The organism is Polynucleobacter kasalickyi (genome assembly GCF_900176405.1).
GTDB classification, from domain to species: domain Bacteria; phylum Pseudomonadota; class Gammaproteobacteria; order Burkholderiales; family Burkholderiaceae; genus Polynucleobacter; species Polynucleobacter kasalickyi.
In genome coordinates this window covers 92552-114153 of record NZ_FWXJ01000005.1, presented here as the reverse complement: position 1 = coordinate 114153, position 21602 = coordinate 92552, and the positions used below count along the sequence as shown (strand labels likewise).

Genomic DNA, 21602 nt, shown 5'->3' with positions numbered 1-21602 from the left:
GATCTTTAAAAATTAATAATGAGTTAATCGGAAATTAAAAAATGATTTTTTGTTTAGCTATTGATGAAATGATCAATGGCTGCAAAAAAGGCTTCAGGATCTTGTAATTGTGGAACATGAGCAAGGCCTGGCAAAATATTTAAGCTAGCATTTGGCAATAGACTTGCGAGCTCTTCTGACATAGCAGGAGGGGTGGCCTCATCAAATTCACCGCAAAGTACTAAAGAAGGAATTTGTAAGTCTTTTACCAAGGGTCTTAAGTCCATGGTCGATAGGGCATTGCAAGCACCATGAAACGTCTCTAAATTCATACTTAAGAAACGTTCTTTTCTTTGCGCAATTAATTCTGGATGTTGTTCTTGATAAGCTGGGGCAAACAAACGGCGCATAGCCACATCTGCGATTGCAGTTAAACCATTATTCTTGGCATTTTCTGACATACCACGGAAAGCTGCACGACCCGGTTCAGAAAAACATGCACCACAATCTGCTAGGACTAATTTGGATGCAAGTGAAGGGTGTCTAAGCGCTGTGTTGAGGGCAACAAAGCCACCGTAGCCATTACCAATAAAGATGGGTGCTGGTGATAAATTGAGTGTTTTTAATGAACCCGCAATTTGATCAGCAATGGTATCTAACGCGCCACCAACAAAACTTGAAGATTCGAAGCCCGGTAAACTTAAAACGATGACCTGATGGTTTTTCATTAAACTTGGCAACACTTTTTCAAAACTAGTTTGATCTGCAAGCAAAGAGTGGAATAAGACAATAGCAGGGCCAGTGCCATAAGTTTTGATGCTGAGTTGATGTTGATTAAATTGAATATTGACTGATTCGAAATTGAGTGACATATTAGTTTTCCAAAAATGAGCTGTAAGTGTTTGAAGAGTCTCTTTAATAATAATTTTTCATGATGAATTGCATTTCCGAAAAGATTTATTTATGAATTAAACTTTTTTCAATCGCCTAAATATAGCATAATTACTCCACGATTAATTAGGAGATAAATATGCATCTTAAAAGAAAAACACTAGCTATTCTAATTGCTTCATTAGGCATTGGATTGGGTTCCTTTCAAACAACTTTTGCTGCTTCAACAGATCCGATTAGGGTTGGTTTTTTAACCATCAAATCTGGTGCTTTAGCTGCTGGTGGAATTCAAATGGAAGAGGCTATAAAACTCTTTTTAAAAGAAAGAAACAACACAATTGCTGGTCGAAAAGTGGAGTTATTTACTGGTGACACAGGTGGTCAACCAGCGATTACAAAAGCAAAAATGCAAGAAATGGTTGAAAAGCATAAAGTCCACGTTGTGATTGGGCCTCTTGCGGCTTTTGAAGCGATTGCGGTTGATGACTATATTAAACGCTCTGAAGTACCCACTATTTCGCCATCTGCCGGAGCTGAGGACTTAACCCAACGTAAGCCTAATCCTTGGTTTGTGCGGGCTGTTGGTAGTTCTGCGCAGGCGAACCATCCTCTCGGTGAGTATGCTGCAAAAGAGCTTAAATATAAGCGTATTGCAATCATTGGTGATGATTTTGCCTTTGGCCATGAAAACGTTGGTGGTTTCCAAAGAACCTTTGAAGAAAATGGTGGTAAGGTTGTCCAGAAACTATGGGCTCCTTTAAATACGGCTGATTATGGAGCCTACATTAGTCAAATTAAACCAAATATTGATGCCGTATATGTCGCATTTGCGGGTAGTAATGGCGTGAAGTTTCTTCGTCAGTACAAAGAGTATGGCATGAAAGAAAAATTGCCTGTGATTGCGAATATGACGGCAGTGGATGAGGGAATTTTAGGATCAATGGGAGATGAAGCCTTAGACATCATTTCTTCAGGTTGGTACGCTGAGACAATTAAAAATCCTAACAATGAAAAATTTGCACAGGGTATGATTAAAGACTTCAAACAAGCACCCGGCTATTATTCTGTAGGTGCTTATGGCGCAGCCTTGATGTTAGAAAAAGCTTTAAAAGAAGTAAAAGGAAATATTGAAAATAAAGCTGACTTTATGAGTGCGCTGCGCAATGTTACGGTAAATGATGATCCCCGTGGAAAAATAACCTTAGATGCTTTGGGTAATCCAATCATGAATGTATACATTCGTAAGGTAGTGAGGATTGATGGTCGTTTAACGAATAACATTATTAAAACCTATCCAAACGTAACTCAATTTTGGAATTACAAAACGGCTGAGTTTATTTCTAAACCTGTTTATTCAAGAGACTATCCAGTTTCAAACAATATCGAAAAATAAGCGCTTCCGGAATAACAAAATGCCCTCAGTAAATGAACTGAGGGCATTTTTTTGCATGAAATTTGATGAATATTACTTCATTTTAATTTTCATCATTTTGACAGCATTACCACCTTCAATCAACTTGCGATCGTCAGCAGATAATCTCTTAACGCCTCTGATGGTATCTAATGGATGATCATCAGCCATGTCATATGGGTAGTCAGTTCCAAGCATCACGTGATCTGCACCAAACCGACGGATTAAATTACCAAGCATTTCTGAATCATGCGTGATGGTATCGAAGTAAATCTTTTCTAAATAAGAAGAAGGCTTTTTCTTGATTACTGTGCGGCAATCTTTACGAGCACCCCATGCGTGATCCATACGTGCCCAGTAGTGAGCTAAAAAGCCACCACCGTGAGCAGCGATGAATTTAATTTTTGGATAGCGTTGGATGATGCCATCAAAAATGAGATGGCTAACTGCTACTGTTGTTTCTAAGGGATTACCAATAACGTTATTAAAGTAGTGGTTTCTGAGGCGATCACCTTGTGTAAAGCCCAATGGGTGCATGAAAATGACGCAACCAAGTTCATTTGCTTTGGCAAAAAACTTCTCGAGTCCAAGACTCGGATCAGTTAAATTTTTACCGTTCACATTCGTGCAAATCTCAACACCTTTAAGCCCTAAAGTTTTAACGCAATACTCAAGTTCTTTGACCGCTAATTCGGCATTTTGAAGTGGAACTGAACCAAGTCCAACAAAGCGGTCAGGATTCCCTGCTACTACGTTAGCAATACCATCATTCACGTCACGAGCTAAGCTCGCTCCTAGGCCTGCTTCTGTAAAGTAAAAGTAATGATATGGAGCTGGAGCAACTGCTTGAATATCAACGCCCATTTTGTCCATATCTTTTAAACGCTCATCTACTCCCATTAATTTAGGAGCTCTCGTTTTCATTTGAGCAGTATTCGTTTCATTTGTAATATCTGTAGCAAAAATTACTGTTGGATCATAAGAGGCAGCGTTCAGATGGGCTGTCTTAGCATTAACTTCTGGGTTTAAATAATGGCAGTGAATGTCAACAACCAAATGTTGACCTTTTTTGTTTTTAACCATTTTTTGAGTAGGCGCTAAAACTTTCTTTGCAGGCGTTTTAGTTGCAGTTTTTACAGCACCTTTACTACTGGCAGACGCTTTTTTTGTTGCGCTAGTTGCCATCATCTCTGCAGAGTCAGAAGATCCGTGGTTATGCGCAGGGTTAGAACAAGATGAAGAACAAGTGTAAAACATGATGACCTCTATTTAAAAAGAAAAAGTTAAAAAACACCAAGATGCTTAGTTGCCAACTCAGGGTTCTCGTGAACATCTTTGGCTGGGCCTTGATAGGCAATTTCACCAGTATTTAATACAACTACATTATCCGCTACGCTCATCGCTAATTGAAAGTTTTGCTCAACCAAGATAATCGAAAGGCCTTCATTTTTGATCAACTCAATACCTCTTGCGACTTCAGCAACGATCAACGGGGCAAGACCTTCGGATGGCTCATCGAGTAATAAAACATCGGGATTACCCATAAGAGCACGGCCAATCGCAAGCATCTGTTGTTCGCCACCGGATAACGTGCCAGCACGTTGCTTGATGCGAACTTCAAGTTGGGGAAAAAGTTCATAAACTCTTTTCAAATTCCACATTGCTTTAATTGGACGTTTTTGCTCGGCAACCAGTAAATTCTCTTCTACCGTTAAGCTTGGGAATATGCGGCGCCCCTGAGGTACTAGCCTAACTCCAGCTTTAGCGATAACCTCTGGTTTCTCTTTTGCGATATTTTTTCCAAATAATAATATCTCACCACTCTTTGGCGTTAACAAACCAGAAATGGTTTTCATCAGCGTTGTTTTTCCAGCGCCATTACGACCTAACAGGGCGAGTAAAGTGCCTTCCTCTAGATCAAGTGATAGATCATATAAAACATGGCTATCACCATAGTATGAATTAACATTTTTCAGTTCGAGTGCATTAGTGACCAAGGTACACCTCCTGAACTTTAGGATCATTCACCACCGTATCACGGTCTCCATCAACAATTACTTTGCCATATTGCAATACTAAAATTTTCTCTGCAAATGCAAGAGCTACATCCATATCGTGTTCGATCATTACTATTGCAGTTTCTTTTGAAATTGATTTAATTAAATCAGCCACTAAAACGCGCTCATCTCTTGATAGTCCAGCCAAGGGCTCGTCGAGTAATAGGACCTTTGGTTTTTGGGCTAGTGCTAAAGCGATTTCTACGCGTCTTTGCTCTCCGTAAGAAATCTCGGTAACACGACGATGCGCTTGAGCTTTTAGACCTACGCTATCTAGTAGTTCTATGGCTTCATCATAAATCGGATCATTCGCAGGTAAACCCTTAAAGATTTGATTTTTTCTTTTATGAATACCAAGGAGTGAAAGCACGACGTTATGAGCAAGACTATCCTTTGAGAATAGCGTAATAATTTGATAAGTCCTACTCATGCCAAGGTGGGCTCGATTATGGACTGGTTGGCCAATCATGTTTTTACCATACAAAAACACTTGACCAGAGTCAGGCAGTAAATCACCAGTAATTTGCGCGAAGAGGGTGGTTTTGCCAGCTCCATTAGGGCCGATAATCAGCCTTCTTTCACCAGGCATTACTTGTAAATTGACACTCTGGGTAACAGCTACACCACCAAAGCTTTTTTTAAGATCTTTAACTTCTAGAGCGATGGTCATTTTTTAACTCCAAACAAACGGTTCTTGAGTTGAAGAATTCCAGGAACCATTCCAGTCGGCATAAAGATAACAATAAAGACGAAAATAATTCCTAACAGCATATTCCAACGTTCCACAAAACCAGAAACATAATTTTTTAACATAACAATGAGGATCGATCCTAAAATTGGACCTGCAAGTGTTCCAGCTCCGCCAGCAATCACGCACAATAGAGCCTCAGCCGAAGAGGTGATGGACATCACACTTGGATGGACGTATTTATTAAAGTAAATGTACAAGAGACCAGAGATAGCACCGAAAAAGCTTGAAATAACAAAGCTAACCCAACGAATTTTCCAAACGTTAAATCCTAAGGCACTCATCCGCTTATCTTGATCACGCGTTCCCTTTAAGCTTGCTCCGAAGGGAGAGTTCACAATCAGACCAATAAAAAATAAACAGCCAATCGTAATGATTAATGTAAACCAATAAAAGTTGGTGCTGTTTTCTAGGTCCCAACCGAAAGGAGATGGGCGTGTTAAACCAGATAAGCCGTTATCACCATTGGTGAGAGCTACCCAGCGATAGCCGATTCCCCAAATAATTTGAGATAAGGCCAGAGTCAGCATTAAAAAACTTAAGCCAGAGGCCCGTAGGGAAATCCATCCAAAAATTGCACCAATGACGGTTGTAAAGACAATTGCAATAATGGCTGTAGTGCCGTGGTCCCATCCAGTTTTAAGGAATAACCAGGCAGACGTATAGGCTGATAAACCTAAATAAGTTGCGTGACCTAAGGAAGTGAGACCACCATACCCCACCAAAATATTAAGGCTTGCAGCAAATACTGCCGCAATCATAATTTGGCTTCCTAAATTGACGTAATACTCCCCAAAAAATAATGGTGCAATCGTCAGAATTAATGCAACAGCTAAATAGAAATAATTATTTTTCAAAATCATGCTTTCATCGTCCCAAAAAGCCCGGATGGTCGGAATGCAATTACAAAAACCATCGGTAAAAACAAAATAACGTAGGCAAGATCTGGAACTAGAGCAATACCAAAGGTATAAATAAAACCAATGATGAAACTCGCTACAAAAGTACCAATTAAACTTCCAACTCCACCAAGAATTACTACAATTAGTGCTAATGGAAGCATGTCAGCATCTAGTCCCGGATAGGCATTTAACATTGGACCACCTACTGAGCCACCAAGACCTGCCAAAAGTGCACCAAGGCAGAAGACTACGGTGAACAATAAGGATGCAGGTATGCCTACAGCACGTGCCATTTGCATGTCATCAACTCCAGCGCGAATCATTGCACCAAGACGTGTTCTTTCCATCAATAAATAGAGGCCAATGGCGATCACAATCGACACTACTAAAACCACTAATCGATAGGTCGGGAACATAAAACCAAACATTTCGATCGGTGATCTAAACATTTCAGGAGCGTTGATTGGAATTGGATCACCACCCCAAATCATTAAACATGCATCCGCTGCAACAAAAGATAGACCAAGAGTAGCTAAAACTTGTCCTTGTGAATTATTGCTCAGTGCACGTAATATAAATCGTTCGATTAAACCTCCGATGATCGCAACGCCTACCATCGCTACTATCGCAGCGACAAAAAGGCTGTAGCCTTCTCGCAGTGTGGCAGCAGCTAAATAAGCTCCAATCATAAATAACGAACCATGCGTCAAGTTCGCGATGCGCATTAACCCAAAAATCAACGCAAACCCAGAGGAAAGCATAAATAGCAATCCTCCGAGTGCGAGACTATTAAGGGTTTGAATTACCCAAAATTGCATAAAATTAACCTAATTACTTAATGTGATGATCGATATTGCTTAAGACTCAAGGTTCTTCGCTGGTGGGAAGTCTCTAGAGTAAACAGGATTTGCTAAGAACGCTTTTTGATCATATGTCCAAAATTGGCTTACGTTCGTATAAGTCTTAGTAACTGTATTGACTAAACGACCGTCTTTACGTTCTACTCTTCTGATATAAACGTCACCAACAATATTACCAAAGCTATCAAATTTTACTGGGCCTCGAGCAGTTGGGATATTGGTTTTTTTCAAAGCAGCCATTAAAGCTTCTTTGTTTGCCACATTACCATTCACTTCTCTAATTGCAGCATCCAAAACAGCCGCGTTGGTATAAGTTGCAGCAGCGTAGAAACCAGGGTCATATTTATTCGCAGCACGGAAGGCTGGAGCAAATTTATTATTGATTGGATTGTTTAACTCGGCAGAGTACCAGCAAGCAGTTTCAATACCTAAAGCTTCGTTACCCATGTTCTTTAAAACGGCTTCATCAATTGCTGTCATACCACCCACAATTGCCATTTTGCCATTTAAGCCATATTCATTAAATTGGCGAATAAATCTAAAGCCATTTGAGCCAGCAAACCCTAAGAAAATTGCATCTACTTTTGGATTCAATTGAGCCAAGAAACTACCATAATCAGGCACTGTTAATGGTGAGAAAAGTTTTTGAACAATCTTGCCACCGTTTTCTTCGAATACACGTTGGAAACCGGCATTCATTTCATGACCATATGCAATGTCGTCGGCAATCATGATCATACGTTTGTAACCCTTCACCTTTGCGCAGTATTCTGCCATTGGGTGAGCACATTGTGATGATGTAGATGTCGCTCTAACGAACCATGGATTTGGTTTACGTTGTGTCATATCTTCTGCCGCAGCGACAGATAATGTTGGGATTTTTTGAGCTTTAATATAATCATCCACAGCTAAAGCTTCAAAGGCAGCTAAAGGCCCCATCACTGCATGGACCTTGTTACGCTCATACAATTCTGAAATTTTAGTTTTTGTGTTGGCAGGAACTCCGCCAGTATCGGCAACTGTCAACTCAACTTTTTTACCACCCATCATATTGTTGTTTTCAGCTAACCACTGTTTCAAGCCCAATTCCATGTCAATGCCGCCTGAGGCGAGAGGGCCAGTTTTAACAGTTAACAAACCAATTCTTACAGGCTCATTACTTTGTGCTAGTAAGATGCTAGGAGCTGCTAGGGATAAACCTGCTGCTGCAGTACCTTGTATAAAAGAACGACGATCTAAACTCATGGTGTCTCCTCCAATGTTGAAAAAAGTAATACCTTACTAAAATTCGTAAAAAATTAACCTATTTAACTCACTAATGATTACTTGATCAGTTAAAAAATTGAGACCAAATTTATCAATTATTTAAAGTAACGATCAATCACATTAGGGAGATTAAAGGATTCTATGGCTTTAAAATATAAGGGTATCTACCTATTTTTGAAAAAATTGAACCAAAATGAGGCATTTAGTTGATATCTTTAAACCTCAATCGCTCGTAAAAAAAGATTAAATAATTGAACTTTATTGATTCTTTGATCACTATTAATTATCATTTGAAAAGTCAGCGATAATACAACGCTAAATTGAGATATTTCTAATCATTACTTTATGGAGACTTAGATGAAACTAGGATTAATTGGTACTGGCAAAATGGGTGGAGCGATGGTTGAGCGACTCATTCAATGTGGTCACGAAATGATTATTTGGAATCGATCTTTAGAGAAGACTATTCCTCTAGTAGCTCTTGGCGCAAAAACCGCATCATCTCCAATGGATGTCATCAATCAAGTTGATATTATGATTTCCATGCTGACTGATGCTTCAGCTATTGATTCAGCATATCGCGGCGAACACGGAGTCTTGAAAGCTAATTTAGCTGGCAAGTTAATTATCGAAATGAGTACTGTTCGCCCTTCAACCTCAATTGCATTAGCGGAAGAGGTGAAGACTTTAGGCGGTGAGATTGTCGACTGTCCAGTCGGTGGCACAGTTACGCCGGCTCGTGATGGTAAGTTATTAGGACTCGTGGGCGGTAGTGATTCAGCTGTGGCCCGTGCTCGACCCATCTTAGAGCAACTGTGCCGTCGGGTTGAACATGTCGGCGCCAATGGCTCAGGAGCTACTTTAAAGTTGACTGTTAATTTACCCCTCTTGGTGTTTTGGCAGTCCTTTAGCGAGGCTTTATCTATCTCATCCAAGTTAGATATTTCTCCAGAGCGCTTGATGGATATCTTGTCAGATACATCTGGTGCTCCAAATATGATGAAGGCCAGAGTCCCTGCCTTAGTTTCTTGCTTAAAAGGTGAGCCACAACCTCCAGCAGCCTTTACACTTGATAATATTCGTAAAGATTTAAGAACGATGATTGAAGAAGCGCAATCATTGGGGTGGGATGTCCCTGTCACTCAAGCCGCACTTGCTGAACTAGATAAGACATCTGCTGCAGGACTAGGAAATTCTGATGGAACAGCTGTGCCAGCTTGGTTTATTAATACCTACTGTAAGTAATTTTTATTAATCACATTTAATTTTTTCTTTTAACTTATGTCAAACTCAACTCAATTTCAACTCAATGGAAAGTTATGTGAAGTAACTACCAATGAGAATACCCCATTGTTGTACGTACTCCGGAATGATCTGGACCATAAAGGTTCCCGCTTTGGCTGTGGGAGTGGTAACTGCGGCGCCTGTACAGTGATTGTTGATGGTACTGCTACCCAATCTTGTGACACACCTTTATGGTCAATTAGTCAAAAGGAAGTATTGACGGCCGAAGGTCTTGAGTTAGACCCCATTGGCAAATTGGTTCAAGAAGCTTTTATAAAAGAACAAGCTGCTCAATGTGGTTATTGCATTAATGGCATCATGATGTCGATTACTGCTTTGTTAAAGAAAAATCCAAACCCTAGCAGAGCTGAACAAAATGCAGCACTAGATGCAAATTTATGTCGTTGCGGAACACATGTTCGAATTTTCCGTGCACTTGCTAGCGTCGTTGAGACTTTATCAAAGGAGTCAGTAGTATGAGTACCAACAATCAAACAAATCCTTTACCTACGTATATTCAATCTCATCCGATGTTAGATCAATGGTTTGGTTTAGATCAATTACCATTGTTATCAGTCTTTAGCGGTAAAGTAGAGTTGGGCCAGGGGATACAGACAGCTCTGCAGCAAATTGCCTGTCAAGAACTTGGCATTACCTTAGATCAAATTCATTGGGTTGCAGGTAATACCTTTCATTCGCCAAATGAGTGGTATACCGCAGGTAGTCAATCCATAGAAAATGGTGGGGCCTCATTACGTTGTGCATTGTCACATGCTCGTTGGCTCTTTTTAAATGCGGCGGCTAAAGAACTGGGTGTTGATGTTCAGCAGATTGAAATTAAAGCTGGTATTTTTTCTTGCCCAGGCAAGGAAAAAACAGTTACTTATGCTGAGCTAGCTCCTCAAATTGATATTCATATCAAAGTTCAATCCCTTCCAGAAGCAGTTGCATCTGCATCTCAAGCGAAAGAATCTATTATTGGACAAAGTGTTCCTAGAAAAGACTTAGTAGATAAGTTATCTACGGGCGCATTTATTCATGACGTCGTCTTGCCAGAAATGTTCCATGCCAGAATGATTCGGCATAGTCATGCTCAGTCAACCATTCAATCGGTTGACCTAGAAGCTATTAAAGCTTTAAACGGTGTTGAACAGGTGGTTCACAGTGGTAGTTTTTTAGCGATTTTAGGAAAAAATGAAGCTGCTTTAGTTGCAAGTTTGACAAAAGCCCATCAATGTGTTCAATGGAAATTGCCAGCATTTGTTGAGCGTCAGCGTCCTATTGAAGAAATTTTAACGACTCTACCATCTAGTGATGATATTGTATTTAACCGTGGTGAGTCTGGCACTTCTGTCACCAAGATGTCGGCAAGATACACTAGACCATTTATTGCTCATGCCTCAATTGGACCAGCTTGTGCTTTAGCGCAAATGGTTGATGGACATTTAACTATTTGGTCGCATACTCAAGGTTCACATTTGTTAAGGGATCAAATTGCTGTTGGTCTTCGTCAAGATGCCTCGACCATTGATGTGATTCACTTGCACGGCGCTGGTTGCTACGGGCACAATAGTGCTGATGATGTTGCTTTTGATGCTGCATATATTACACAACAAACTGGGTTGACAGTGCGTGTACAGTGGACCAGAGAGGAAGAATTATCTGCTACGCCTTTTGGCTCTGCAAGTTTGATGCAAATTGATGCTGGTCTAGATCAGGATGGCAGAATTGTTTCTTGGCAATCTGAAGTTTGGTCGCCGACTCATATTGCAAGGCCTGGATGTTGGCAAGGAACGATTAATCTATTAGGTGCTTGGATGATTGATCCTCCTCATCCTGTAGATGCAACCCAAGATGTCCCATTGCCTAATGGTGGTGGTTTAAGAAATGCTGTTGCGATTTACGACTTTGCCCATCAAGAAATTCGTCATCATATGTTGCCCCAAGTGCCAGTAAGAACTTCGGCACTTCGTAGTCTCGGTGCCTATTTAAATACTTATGCCATCGAGTCTTTCTTAGATGAGTTAGCCGAATCGATTGGGCAAGATCCAATTGCACTTCGCTTATCTTATTTATCTGATCCGCGATCGATTGCCATTATTCAACGTGTTGCTGAAATGTCTAATTGGTCGAATCGTGATCAATTACCAGAGGGAACTGCTTTAGGGATTGGTTTCGGAAGGTATAAAAACTTTGGCGCTTATTGTGCCGTAGTTGTTCAGGTTCGTGTAGAAGAAAAAATTTATGTTGAGAAAGTTTGGTCAACTGCCGATGCTGGCAGAATCATCAATCCTGATGGATTATTGAACCAAATTGAAGGGGGTATTATTCAGGCAATTAGTTGGACTCTCAAAGAGCAAGCAACTTGGGATGATTTGAATATTACGTCAAATACTTGGGATACATATCCTATTTTGAACTTCTCTGAGGTGCCTGAAGTCGTAGTGGAGTTACTTGACCAACCCAATGCGCCAAGTCTAGGTGGCGGTGAGGCGGCTGCTGGTCCAACTGGAGCTGCTATTGCTAATGCTCTGAATGCTGCTCTTGGTGTTCGGGCAAGGCATTTGCCATTAAGTGCTGAGCGTTTAGCCCAATTAATTGCTAGCTAATTAAAGCAGTACTTGTTCAATAAAAATGCCCTGAATACAAAGTATTCAGGGCATTTTTAATTTACTTTATCTTAAATTACTTATCGCCAGTATCCGCAACTAAACCTGCTGCAGTTATACCTGCAACTGCGCAGATTTCATCATTAATCGATGTATCGCCAGTGATACCAACAGAACCAATAATTTGACCCTCAGCATTACGGATAAGTACGCCACCAGGAACTGGGACCATTTTGCCACCAGACATTGCATTCAAGGCCACAAAGAAATTTGGCATTTGCTCGGCACGTCTTGCCAACTCACGTCCACCAAACCCCATACCAAGAGCTCCCCACGCCTTACCCATTGCGATATCTTGTCTTAAAATGCTGCAATTATCTTCACGTAATAATGTTTTCGTTTGACCACCAGCATCTAATACGATCACTGTAAGGGGGTGAAACTTCATTTCGCGACCTTTTTCAAGAGCTGTTTTAGCAATTAATAAGGCTTGTTCTAAATTAACGTTTGACATGGGAATCCTTGAATATTTATAAAGTTAGTAATTAAAAATTATTTAGCTATTATGCAACATGGTCCGCTGCAGAGTGATATTTACCCTTCCAGAAAAACAGCGGGGCAGTGTGTTCTGAAGTGTTATAGGAATAGCTTAAAACTTTACCAATGAAGATTAAATGATCGCCACCTTCAACTTCATTTTCTTTGGTGCAAATGAAATGACCAAGAGTGCCATCCAAAATTGGAATGCCATGTTCGTTCAAGTGGTGAGGAATATCTTTAAATTTGTCTTCACTAGGTCTTGCAAAGTGATTTGAAATATCTTTTTGATCTTCCGCCAAAATGTTAACGATGAAATAGGGTGACTCAATAAAAGCTTGATGGCTGGGAGCCGCTTTCACTTGTGACCATAAGACGAGTGGTGGCGACAAAGAAACGGAGTTAAATGAACTCGCCGTAACTCCGTAAACCTTTCCACTTTTATCAATCGTTGTAATCACAGTGACACCAGTTCCAAAATGACCTAAAGCATTTCGAAAATCTCTTGAATCAAATTCGGGGCTTTGTTCTTTGGTATCTTTACTTTGATCCACAGGGCTCATATTAATCTCCTTAATTTTTAATAAATAGTAATCGTTTGATCATTAGAAGTCAATCTGATGAAGGAAAACATTTGTTGTAAATTTTATTGTCGACTGATTTAGGCGGTAAAAACTTCAATCTTATTAGGGAAAACCCATATTACATTAGGGGATTTACTTCATTGTTTGGTTGGATGCTTGTCAAATTCGATTGTCTATATTAAAGTGATCAAACGATCGTTATTTTTTAAAACAATACACAATAAGAGACAGTTATGACTATTACTTCATTTCAATTAGAAGGTTGCAGTAATGCGCCCGTTTTAGTGATCGGCAATTCTTTAGGTGCTAATTATTCCATGTGGGATGATCAAATTGAGGCCTGGAAAAAGGATTTTCTGGTCTTGCGTTACAACTACCGTGGTCATGGTGATACCCCGGCAGTTGGGGCAGTTGCTTCAACTGAAGATTTAGCAAAAGATATTATCGAGTTGGCAGATCAATTAAATATTCAAAAATTTCACTGGTTAGGCTTATCTTTAGGTGCGATGCTTGGTTTGTATATGGCTGCTCACTATACGGATCGTGTTTTAAGTCTTTCAGCAGCATGTTTTAGACACTCACAAACGGATGAGTCAAAAGCTCAATGGTTAACTCGTATCGCAACGGTGAATGAAAAAGGTGTTCAAGCCATCGTGGATGGTACTGCTGATCGCTGGTTAACTGAAGGCTATCGTCTAGCAAATCCAGTGGATGATAAAAAATTACGTCAAATGATTGCAACGACAAGTAACGATGGTTATATGGCTTGCGGTAATGCTGTGATGACTTACGATGCTAGACCTTATGCGGCAAAGATTCAATGCCCGACATTGTTAATCAGTGGTGAATTTGATATGGGTGCTCCGACTGCAGAGGTGGCTTCATTAACTAACCTCATTCCCAATAGCAAGCATGTTATGTTGCCAAGCGCACATATTGCCAATGTCGAATGTAAAAGAGAGTTTGAATCTTTAGTATCAAATTTCGTTAAAAATATTTCTGCTTAATGCGAGAGTAAAATGAATCCTGTAAATGTTGCTGTAATTGGTTATGGTTGGTGGGGAAAAATTATCACTGCTACTCTTCAAGCAAGTGAGTTTTTAAATGTTGTTATGGTGGTTGAAAATGACCCTAAAGTTGCTGTCCAAGCGACCACAGATGGTTCGACCATGGGCTTTGAGGTGGGAGCTGAATTTAAGAATGCGATTGAAAATCCTGCTGTTGAAGCAATCATTTTATGTACGCCACATCAATTTCATGCCAACCAAATTCAATTAGCAGCCAATGCAGGTAAACATGTGTTTTGTGAAAAACCACTATGTCTTACATTTACTGATGCTCAAGCTGCTATCGAAGCATGTAATAAAGCTGGTGTGAAATTAGGTATTGGTCATGAGCGTCGTTTTGAGCCAGCTATTGTAGCTTTGAGAGAAGAAATTGCGAAAGGTACTTTAGGTACTATTTTACAAATAGAAGCGAATTTTTCTCAGGATAAGTTTTTTGCTTTACCAAAAGATAACTGGCGTCTTTCCAATAAATTTGCCCCAGTGGGTCCTTTGACGGCTACTGGCATTCACTTAGTGGATCTCGCTATTGCTATTTTTGGACCGGCCAAAGAGGTTTGGGCACGTCTTGCCACTAGAGGTAGTGATTTTGAAAATGGCGATACTTTAGGGATTATGCTCGCTTTCGAAGGTGGGGCGAATGCACTCATTAGTGCGATTCTGGCTACTCCTTTTGATGGTCGTTTTTGTGTTTATGGCTCACATGGTTGGATTGAAATTAGAGACAATACCCACCCAGAAAATCCAACAGGTTGGAACGTAACCACTCAATTACGTGGTCAAGAACGTACGACACATTTTATGCCGCCAGCACCAACGGTAAGGTTTAACTTAGAGGCTTTTGCTAAAGGTATTCGTGGTGTAAGCCCTTATCCTGTGCAGCAAGCTGAAATGCTTGCTAACGTAGCCGCACTTGAAGCAATTATGAGGTCCGTGGAAACAAAGCAGCTCGAAATTGTGAAACATTAATCTTCGAAAAAGTGACTTTTCAATGGTGAAGGCAAAAGACCTCGTGGTTGATAAACAAATAAGTCCAACCCCTCGGAAGCGTTTAAAACGTGAGGAACGTGATCGAGAAATTGCGGCTGCTGCGGTCGCTTTTTTTGCGGAGGTAGGGTTTGATGGCGATACTAGGGAGTTAGCACGTCGGTTGGGAGTAACTCAGTCACTGATCTTTCGATATTTCCCTAGTAAGGCAGCCTTAATTGAACGCGTCTACCAAGAAGTTTATGTGGGGCGTTGGAATCCTTATTGGGAAACGATTATTGCTGATCGGACTGTTCCCTTAAAAGACCGACTTTTAAGGTTTTATAAGGATTATTCAAAAATATCGCTCACTTACGATTGGGTCAGAATTTTCATGTTCTCTGGCTTAAAAGGTGAAGATATTAATACCAGATATTTGAAATTCTTGAGAAGTAGAATTTTAGAACCAATCGCTATTGAAGTGAGGGCAGAGTTAGGATTGCCAAGTATTCAAGAGATTCCTTTAAAGGAAAGCGAAATTGAATTAGCTTGGGGTATTAATTCAAGAACCTTTTATTTAGGACAGCGACGTTGGATTTTTAATATTCCTCTATCTTTGGATATTGATGAAATTGTTGAACATACGATCATTACTTATTTAGCCGGTGCTAAAACAGTTGTTCCGATGTTAATTAAACAAGATTAAGTTGTTGATTTAATTATTTTATTTTTTAAGCTTTAAAAGAGAAATGGTTTTTTAAATAAGACCATTTGTTTCTGAAGTTAGGGTTTTTACTGATTGAATCGATCTTTTTTTAGGCTTATAAATGATCAATTGATTACTTTGCCTTATAATTTTAGAAGTTTAAGTATTTTGTAACCATTTTATGCAGTTCAATCAAATAATACGGACAAGCAAATGAAAATTAGTACCTTTATGATGCCGATTCATCCTCCAGGAAGAAACTTGGTGGAAACATTTAAAGAAGACAGAGAAGCTGTCATCCTAGCTGATCAACTTGGCTACAGTGAAGCCTATGTGGGTGAGCACGTAACCGATGCAGCTGAGACCATCACGAATTCAATGATTTTTTTAGCAACCTTAATTCATGCTACTAAGCAGATTAAATTAGGTACTGGCACCATTAATTTACCGAACTCTCATCCAGCAGCAATCGCCGCTCAAGCAGCGATGATGGATCACATGTTAGAAGGTAGATTTATTATGGGTATTAGCCCAGGTGGATTAATGTCTGATGCAGAAGTTTTTGGTAACTTTAAATCAGATAGAAATGCTATGTTTGTGGAGAGTATCAATACGATTTTAAAAATCTGGGATGGCGAAGCTCCTTACAACATCGAAGGTGATTACTGGAAAATTTCAACGCAAAATACGATGATTCCAGAAATTGGTCAAGGTTACATCATGAAACCTTATCAAAAGCCTTATCCGTTAATTGTTGGTACAGCGGTTGCTCCATACTCTAAAGGCGTTACAGAAATGGCGAAGCGTGGATGGCAGCCAATTTCTGCAAACTTTTTGATGCCTGAATGGGTTGCAACTCACTGGCCAAAATATGTTGAAGGTCGTGAAGCTGTAGGCGCAGTAGCTCATCCTGATGAGTGGCGTGTTGCCAAGAGTATTTTCGTAGCAGATGATGATGCTACAGCACGCCGTTATGGTTTAGAAGATGGTGGTCCTTATTATGCTTACTTTAAATCACTCAGCCGTAAATTAGTTAATGGCGGCAGAAGTAATTTATTTAAAGTGGATCCCAATATGCCAGACTCAGACGTAACTCCTGAATATGTTACGAATAGATTAGTGATTGCTGGTTCTGTAAACTCAGTAGTTGATCAATTACTTAAGTTTAGAGAAGAAGTTGGCGATTTTGGTAATTTACTCTACGCCTGTCATGATTGGATGGATCCAACTTTAGCAAAACGCTCTATGGAGCTCATGGCGACTGAAGTGATGCCTAGAGTCAATGCAGCTCTTGGTAAGTAATTCTTGAAATAAAAATAACTATCTTTGTAGTTTATCTAAGCCTCTATTTAGAGGCTTTTTTCTTTTTGAATCTGCAATAAAATTTCTTAAATGGTGATTTTTCCGGCTTGAATCACCTCTTTCCATCGCTCGGTATCCTCTTTTATCCATTTCATAGTTTCTTCAGGCGAATCCCCAATCGGTTCAGCACCCATTTCTGCTAATTTCTTCTGCATGTCAGGTGATTTTAAGATGGTGGCGATAGATGTTGATAGTTTATTCACAATAGATGCTGGGGTTTTGGGTGGCGCTACAATGGCAAACCAAGTTGTGGCAATCATCCCTGGAATATACTCATTCAAGGTTGGCGTACTTGGAAATGATTTATTGCGTTTTGGAGTCGTTAGTGCAATGAGTTTTAATTTGTCTGATTTGACATACTGCATCGTTGCACCAATATTACCGAACATCACATCCACATGTCCTGCTAATAAATCAGTAATTGCTGGCGCATCCCCTTTGTAAGGAACATGGAGCATTTTCAAGCCCGTTTTTAGTTTAAATAATTCAGCCGTTAAGTGGGCTGTCGAGCCACTTCCTTGGGAGGCGTAGCTTAATTTATCCGGATTGGCTTTTAAATAATTTAGGAATTCTGGCACAGTATTAAAAGGTAGTGCAGGATTGACGATCAGAGCATTAGGTACCGCCGCTATAACTGTCACTGGGACAAATTGCGCCGCTTGATAACTTAACTTCGGATACAAGTTAGCATTAATGGATAGTGCTGGAGGAGGGGAGGCAAACAAGGTATAACCATCTGCATCTGCATTGAAAATATATTCAGCCGCAATATTGCCAGCCGCACCGGGCTTGTTTTCAACAATAATAGATTGGCCAAGAATCTTCGATAATGGCTCAGCAAGCAGTCGGGGTAGTGCGTCTGCAGTGCCACCTGCAGGATTGGGAACGATGAGTCGGATCGGTTTTTGCGGCCAACTGGTTTGAGAAAAAACAGACCCAGTGATGACTGCGCCAGATACTGCTAAAGATTGTTTGATAATGGTTCTTCGATCAAGATTTATTTTAAACATGAAATGAACATCCTTTAGATAGGAATTACTAATAAGGTTTCAATTGCTCTTGAATCAAACACAAGGTGTCTTTTTGTGAAAAGAGTTGTTTCTTCATCCATGAAGATTAAATCTCTTGCTTGACCTGTAAAAACAATTTGAATCTGTCCATCTAATTCCATCGTTCTGATAATGGAGAAATTTGAAACAACTTCTAATTGCTGGTGTTCTTTCTTTAAGATTTGGATCCCAGAAATCATGTGTCGATAATGATGCGGTTCATAAATATTCGCAATTCGCATGGAAAGGATGCGGTCTCTTAATTGCGCGGGACTATGACAGTCTATGGAGCAATGGGGCAAATTTCTATCCAGATTAAACCGAGACTGAACTGTATATCTGCCACTAGGTGTTAACAAATCGGCAATTTCTTCAACACGATTTTCATCAATCCTTCTGGCCCATTCATAAATTAATTGTTCAACTTGACGATAGTCTGTTGCATGGAAATGAGTATTTTTCATCATTAAAAATCTTTACTTTAAAGGTTCATATCTTGACGGTAGTTGTGCCAAAAGTTCCGGATTGCGCGTTCGGATAATTTACTAGAACCACCAGAAGTAAGATCTACACCACCCATTTCTATAAAGGAGTTACCCACTTGTCCATCTGCAATGGCGCGGTAAGTCATCTCGCAGACTGCCGCGTCCTCCACCGAAATCATTCCGGCTGATCCGGCGAGGTTGATTTGAATCAATCTTCTTTGGGTTGTTTGTTCATCGTCATCTGCAAAGCCAAAATAAGTCCAGACTAGATCACATTGATTTTGTCCTTTTGGCAGGAGTTGTCTAGTTGCTAAACTGTTAGCAATTTGATGAAGCACAAAGGATGGGTAGGCTGACAATATTTGCACACTTACGCCATCACCGATCTCATCCACCCACTTCAAAATTGATGGATCCTCTAACTTCAGTTGATCATTATGTGATCTTAACTCTGAGGTGGTGTTTTGATAATTAGCATCATTTTTTTCAGTTCCTGCTTTGGTATAAAAGCAAGAATGACGCCCCTTCTTATCTAGAACCATTCCCGATTCTTGAGATTGCCTTGATAAGCCAAAAGTGCCATAAAAAGTATGCAAGATATTTGCATGATACGAATCCCTCGGGTTTTCGTGATAGTTTTTCCAATTGGATTTGATTCTCTGCGTATCGTACCCTAAAATTTTTAATGGGCGAGTTAATAATCGTTTAATGCCGTAAGCAACCTCACCAAGCCATTCCTCTAATGGTTCAACCGTCTGACTAAAAGTTGCAAATACTAAGCCACATAATACTTCTGTCCGTAGTTTGGTGAGGCCGTGATTCGCCTTATCAAAATCTTTGGGTAACCCACCTTCACCTCGAATACCTCGGCTAAAAGCAGCATTTTTTAAATTACCCTTTAGGTCGTAGTTCCAAGCGTGATAAACACAATAGAGGGATTCTGCTTTACCGAAAGCATCCCGACAAACCATATTCCCCCTGTGAGCACAGCGGTTCACCATACCATTAATTGAACCGTCCTCAGCCCTGACCATGAGCACAGAAGTATCACCAATGTAAGTAGTTTTGTAATCACCAGTTTCAGGAACCTCTGCATTCATTCCTAAATAATGCCATGCATTTCCTCGAAATATATTTGCTTGTTCCAACAAGTAAATTTCAGGGTCAGTGTATACCCAATAAGGTGCTCTGCTGACCCCTTCAGAGGGCCATGTTTTAAGATTGTTAAGTTTACTTATCGATATGGTTTGCGCTGTCATTGTCATCTCATTCGTTTTGATATCTTTTTTGATTTTAGCAGTGAGTATGCCTACTTTTTGAGAGTTTGAGGAAGCTATATCGGATATTTTAAGTTTCTTAGTGAACTCGATTTTGGATTACCTATCGGTAACATTGGGGAAGCGATCTGGGCCTTAAAAATTCATGAGGAAATTTACATGAATTGGATGGTATTGTCTTAACCATTGATTAAATTGTTAACCGTCATCATATTTAATAGCAATTTCTTTAAAAACATCCTCTTCAGCAATAAATGCATCAACTACTAAAGGATCTAAATGAATGCTTCGTTTTGACATGATTTCTTTCCGAGCCTCTTCATGAGTCCAAGCCTTCTTGTAAATTCGTTTACTTACTAGGGCGTCATACATATCAGCTAATGCCATAATGCGAGCCTCAAGTGGAATTGATTCTCCAGATAATCCACGTGGGTAACCACTACCGTCCCATTTTTCATGGTGACCACCCGCAATTGCGATTGCTATTGAAAATAAATTACAGTCATCATTGATCTCATCATCGGCTGCTTTCAGAATTGATTCACCAATTAAGGTATGCGTTTTCATCACAGCCCATTCTTCCTCTGTAAGTGAGCCATTTTTTAACAAAATACGATCAGGTATTCCAACTTTTCCAATATCGTGAAGTGGGGCAGCACGAAACATCATATTAATATGATGGTCAGATAAACTTTCAACATGATTCTTGTCATTTCGAATTCGTAAGGCTAAAGTTTTGACATAGTTTTGGGTGCGAATAATGTGATTGCCAGTTTCATTATCTCGGGCTTTTGCAAGTGCATTTAGTGAGGTTAAAAAATTTATTTCGGATTGCTCTAGGAGCTTTTTTGCGGCATCTAACTTTATTGCATTGATTTCATCACGTATGCGTGAATTTTCAAAGCCGAGCCTCTCAATTTTAAAGTTGATGATTGCTACATATGATAAGACGATACATCCAAATAAAACGCTCCTTACAGTGCCAGGCAAAAAGTGCTCTTGGTAAATGTGGAGTGTTTTTGGTGGGTCGACAGAATAAATGAGATATAGCCTTAGCACTGTTAGTAAAAGTTCTAATACAATGGTGATATCCAAAAAAATAGAAAAAGGAATATTCTGTCTACGGTTAATTTGTAATTCAGTAATTTGCCATATAAAAAAAATGATGCCCAAAGTGCTAACAAAACTCACACGATTGATAAAACTTCCCCATTGCATTAGGCATACCATTACTACCCCAATGAAAAAAATAGTCAACAGAATTGATAATTTAAATTGGAATGTAAGTGGAGTTCGCTGAGATCGGTAGTATGCCGCCACAAAAATATATCCGGCTAACAAAAACGTATTAGCTAATATAAGAAGTCCCAGGTTTACTGAGGAGGCAATTGAAAATAACGTAAAAGAGCTGGCAGTACAGAGTAATCCCAAGTACCAATATTCACTCGAATAAAAGATTTTTTTAAATTGGATGAAAGATTTTCCACCAATTGCTAATCCCCACATTATTACGGATATTACAATGAAGAACAGTTCGTTTGTTTGCTGCATTTTAAGAGTGTTTA

General features: G+C 39.8%; 21 protein-coding genes. 8 read left to right on the top strand and 13 right to left on the bottom strand.

The genetic code is table 11. The annotated features are described in order from the left end of the window. Window positions 1-53 precede the first annotated feature (53 nt). A complete protein-coding gene (locus tag B8983_RS06135) occupies window positions 54-851 on the bottom strand; it encodes an alpha/beta fold hydrolase (RefSeq protein ID WP_084283263.1) in 798 nt (265 codons plus the stop codon). A 158-nt stretch (window positions 852-1009) separates the two neighbouring features. Between B8983_RS06135 and B8983_RS06130 the strand changes: the two genes are divergently transcribed. Then, on the top strand, window positions 1010-2263 hold the full coding sequence (locus tag B8983_RS06130) for an ABC transporter substrate-binding protein (protein WP_084283262.1): 1254 nt from the start codon (window positions 1010-1012) through the stop codon (window positions 2261-2263). Window positions 2264-2335: 72 nt separating this feature from the next. Here B8983_RS06130 and B8983_RS06125 read toward each other — a convergent pair whose 3' ends face one another. The 6 genes from B8983_RS06125 to B8983_RS06100 are packed head-to-tail and all read right to left on the bottom strand — an operon-like array spanning window position 2336 to window position 8093. After that, on the bottom strand, window positions 2336-3538 hold the full coding sequence (locus B8983_RS06125; protein WP_084283261.1) for an amidohydrolase family protein: 1203 nt from the start codon (window positions 3536-3538) through the stop codon (window positions 2336-2338). 26 nt (window positions 3539-3564) lie between these two features. Then, window positions 3565-4278, bottom strand: coding sequence for an ABC transporter ATP-binding protein (locus tag B8983_RS06120; RefSeq protein ID WP_234986913.1), 714 nt, complete (start codon window positions 4276-4278; stop codon window positions 3565-3567). Next, window positions 4268-5008 carry an ABC transporter ATP-binding protein gene (locus B8983_RS06115; protein WP_084283259.1) on the bottom strand — a complete coding sequence of 247 codons (741 nt, stop codon included), beginning with the start codon at window positions 5006-5008 and terminating at the stop codon, window positions 4268-4270. Before B8983_RS06115 ends, B8983_RS06120 begins: the two co-directional genes overlap by 11 nt. Next, window positions 5005-5949, bottom strand: coding sequence for a branched-chain amino acid ABC transporter permease (locus B8983_RS06110; RefSeq protein WP_084283258.1), 945 nt, complete (start codon window positions 5947-5949; stop codon window positions 5005-5007). Before B8983_RS06110 ends, B8983_RS06115 begins: the two co-directional genes overlap by 4 nt. Then, a complete protein-coding gene (locus tag B8983_RS06105) occupies window positions 5946-6806 on the bottom strand; it encodes a branched-chain amino acid ABC transporter permease (RefSeq protein WP_084283257.1) in 861 nt (286 codons plus the stop codon). Before B8983_RS06105 ends, B8983_RS06110 begins: the two co-directional genes overlap by 4 nt. Before the next feature lie 39 nt (window positions 6807-6845). Continuing rightward, entirely contained in the window at window positions 6846-8093 is a 1248-nt protein-coding gene (locus B8983_RS06100) for an ABC transporter substrate-binding protein (protein ID WP_143736114.1), read from the bottom strand. 378 nt (window positions 8094-8471) lie between these two features. On the opposite strand from B8983_RS06100, the gene B8983_RS06095 reads away from it, so the two are divergent. From B8983_RS06095 to B8983_RS06085, 3 genes are read left to right on the top strand one after another with little or no spacing between them, the layout of a single operon-like run. Beyond that, entirely contained in the window at window positions 8472-9359 is an 888-nt protein-coding gene (locus B8983_RS06095) for an NAD(P)-dependent oxidoreductase (RefSeq protein ID WP_084283256.1), read from the top strand. A gap of 36 nt (window positions 9360-9395) precedes the next feature. Next, entirely contained in the window at window positions 9396-9878 is a 483-nt protein-coding gene (locus tag B8983_RS06090) for a (2Fe-2S)-binding protein (RefSeq protein ID WP_084283255.1), read from the top strand. After that, complete coding sequence (locus tag B8983_RS06085; protein ID WP_084283254.1) at window positions 9875-12007, top strand: xanthine dehydrogenase family protein molybdopterin-binding subunit; 2133 nt, start codon at window positions 9875-9877, stop codon at window positions 12005-12007. The genes B8983_RS06090 and B8983_RS06085 overlap by 4 nt, the downstream gene beginning before the upstream one ends. Before the next feature lie 76 nt (window positions 12008-12083). On the opposite strand, the gene B8983_RS06080 is transcribed toward B8983_RS06085, so the two are convergent. Both B8983_RS06080 and B8983_RS06075 read right to left on the bottom strand, forming a co-directional pair. Next, window positions 12084-12521, bottom strand: a complete 438-nt coding sequence (locus B8983_RS06080) for a GlcG/HbpS family heme-binding protein (RefSeq protein ID WP_084283253.1) — start codon at window positions 12519-12521, stop codon at window positions 12084-12086. A 49-nt stretch (window positions 12522-12570) separates the two neighbouring features. Further along, window positions 12571-13107 carry a flavin reductase family protein gene (locus tag B8983_RS06075; RefSeq protein ID WP_084283252.1) on the bottom strand — a complete coding sequence of 179 codons (537 nt, stop codon included), beginning with the start codon at window positions 13105-13107 and terminating at the stop codon, window positions 12571-12573. A gap of 254 nt (window positions 13108-13361) precedes the next feature. On the opposite strand from B8983_RS06075, the gene B8983_RS06070 reads away from it, so the two are divergent. The 4 genes from B8983_RS06070 (at window position 13362) to B8983_RS06055 (ending at window position 17166) form a co-directional block, all read left to right on the top strand. Next, window positions 13362-14135 (top strand): alpha/beta fold hydrolase, encoded by a 774-nt coding sequence (locus B8983_RS06070; RefSeq protein ID WP_084283251.1) that lies wholly within the window; start codon window positions 13362-13364, stop codon window positions 14133-14135. Between the two features lie 12 nt (window positions 14136-14147). Continuing rightward, window positions 14148-15161 carry a Gfo/Idh/MocA family protein gene (locus tag B8983_RS06065; protein ID WP_084283250.1) on the top strand — a complete coding sequence of 338 codons (1014 nt, stop codon included), beginning with the start codon at window positions 14148-14150 and terminating at the stop codon, window positions 15159-15161. Window positions 15162-15183: 22 nt separating this feature from the next. Beyond that, window positions 15184-15864, top strand: coding sequence for a TetR/AcrR family transcriptional regulator (locus tag B8983_RS06060; protein WP_084283249.1), 681 nt, complete (start codon window positions 15184-15186; stop codon window positions 15862-15864). Window positions 15865-16077: 213 nt separating this feature from the next. Next, window positions 16078-17166, top strand: coding sequence for an LLM class flavin-dependent oxidoreductase (locus tag B8983_RS06055; RefSeq protein WP_084283248.1), 1089 nt, complete (start codon window positions 16078-16080; stop codon window positions 17164-17166). Window positions 17167-17252: 86 nt separating this feature from the next. On the opposite strand, the gene B8983_RS06050 is transcribed toward B8983_RS06055, so the two are convergent. The 4 genes from B8983_RS06050 to B8983_RS06035 all read right to left on the bottom strand — a co-directional run bounded on the left by B8983_RS06050 (window position 17253) and on the right by B8983_RS06035 (window position 21588). After that, window positions 17253-18236 (bottom strand): Bug family tripartite tricarboxylate transporter substrate binding protein, encoded by a 984-nt coding sequence (locus B8983_RS06050; protein WP_084283247.1) that lies wholly within the window; start codon window positions 18234-18236, stop codon window positions 17253-17255. 14 nt (window positions 18237-18250) lie between these two features. Next, a complete protein-coding gene (locus tag B8983_RS06045; protein ID WP_084283246.1) occupies window positions 18251-18742 on the bottom strand; it encodes an aromatic-ring-hydroxylating dioxygenase subunit beta in 492 nt (163 codons plus the stop codon). Window positions 18743-18756: 14 nt separating this feature from the next. Continuing rightward, complete coding sequence (locus tag B8983_RS06040; RefSeq protein ID WP_159460831.1) at window positions 18757-20019, bottom strand: SRPBCC family protein; 1263 nt, start codon at window positions 20017-20019, stop codon at window positions 18757-18759. A gap of 216 nt (window positions 20020-20235) precedes the next feature. Beyond that, window positions 20236-21588, bottom strand: coding sequence for an HD-GYP domain-containing protein (locus tag B8983_RS06035; RefSeq protein WP_084283244.1), 1353 nt, complete (start codon window positions 21586-21588; stop codon window positions 20236-20238). Between the last annotated feature and the right edge of the window lie 14 nt (window positions 21589-21602).

Coding starts and splice junctions, on each gene's coding strand:
- B8983_RS06135 (WP_084283263.1), bottom strand. CDS start 851: ATGTCACTCAATTTCGAATCAGTCAATATTCAATTTAATCAACATCAA.
- B8983_RS06130 (WP_084283262.1), top strand. CDS start 1,010: ATGCATCTTAAAAGAAAAACACTAGCTATTCTAATTGCTTCATTAGGC.
- B8983_RS06125 (WP_084283261.1), bottom strand. CDS start 3,538: ATGTTTTACACTTGTTCTTCATCTTGTTCTAACCCTGCGCATAACCAC.
- B8983_RS06115 (WP_084283259.1), bottom strand. CDS start 5,008: ATGACCATCGCTCTAGAAGTTAAAGATCTTAAAAAAAGCTTTGGTGGT.
- B8983_RS06110 (WP_084283258.1), bottom strand. CDS start 5,949: ATGATTTTGAAAAATAATTATTTCTATTTAGCTGTTGCATTAATTCTG.
- B8983_RS06105 (WP_084283257.1), bottom strand. CDS start 6,806: ATGCAATTTTGGGTAATTCAAACCCTTAATAGTCTCGCACTCGGAGGA.
- B8983_RS06100 (WP_143736114.1), bottom strand. CDS start 8,093: ATGAGTTTAGATCGTCGTTCTTTTATACAAGGTACTGCAGCAGCAGGT.
- B8983_RS06095 (WP_084283256.1), top strand. CDS start 8,472: ATGAAACTAGGATTAATTGGTACTGGCAAAATGGGTGGAGCGATGGTT.
- B8983_RS06090 (WP_084283255.1), top strand. CDS start 9,396: ATGTCAAACTCAACTCAATTTCAACTCAATGGAAAGTTATGTGAAGTA.
- B8983_RS06085 (WP_084283254.1), top strand. CDS start 9,875: ATGAGTACCAACAATCAAACAAATCCTTTACCTACGTATATTCAATCT.
- B8983_RS06080 (WP_084283253.1), bottom strand. CDS start 12,521: ATGTCAAACGTTAATTTAGAACAAGCCTTATTAATTGCTAAAACAGCT.
- B8983_RS06075 (WP_084283252.1), bottom strand. CDS start 13,107: ATGAGCCCTGTGGATCAAAGTAAAGATACCAAAGAACAAAGCCCCGAA.
- B8983_RS06070 (WP_084283251.1), top strand. CDS start 13,362: ATGACTATTACTTCATTTCAATTAGAAGGTTGCAGTAATGCGCCCGTT.
- B8983_RS06065 (WP_084283250.1), top strand. CDS start 14,148: ATGAATCCTGTAAATGTTGCTGTAATTGGTTATGGTTGGTGGGGAAAA.
- B8983_RS06060 (WP_084283249.1), top strand. CDS start 15,184: ATGGTGAAGGCAAAAGACCTCGTGGTTGATAAACAAATAAGTCCAACC.
- B8983_RS06055 (WP_084283248.1), top strand. CDS start 16,078: ATGAAAATTAGTACCTTTATGATGCCGATTCATCCTCCAGGAAGAAAC.
- B8983_RS06050 (WP_084283247.1), bottom strand. CDS start 18,236: ATGTTTAAAATAAATCTTGATCGAAGAACCATTATCAAACAATCTTTA.
- B8983_RS06045 (WP_084283246.1), bottom strand. CDS start 18,742: ATGATGAAAAATACTCATTTCCATGCAACAGACTATCGTCAAGTTGAA.
- B8983_RS06040 (WP_159460831.1), bottom strand. CDS start 20,019: ATGACAGCGCAAACCATATCGATAAGTAAACTTAACAATCTTAAAACA.
- B8983_RS06035 (WP_084283244.1), bottom strand. CDS start 21,588: ATGCAGCAAACAAACGAACTGTTCTTCATTGTAATATCCGTAATAATG.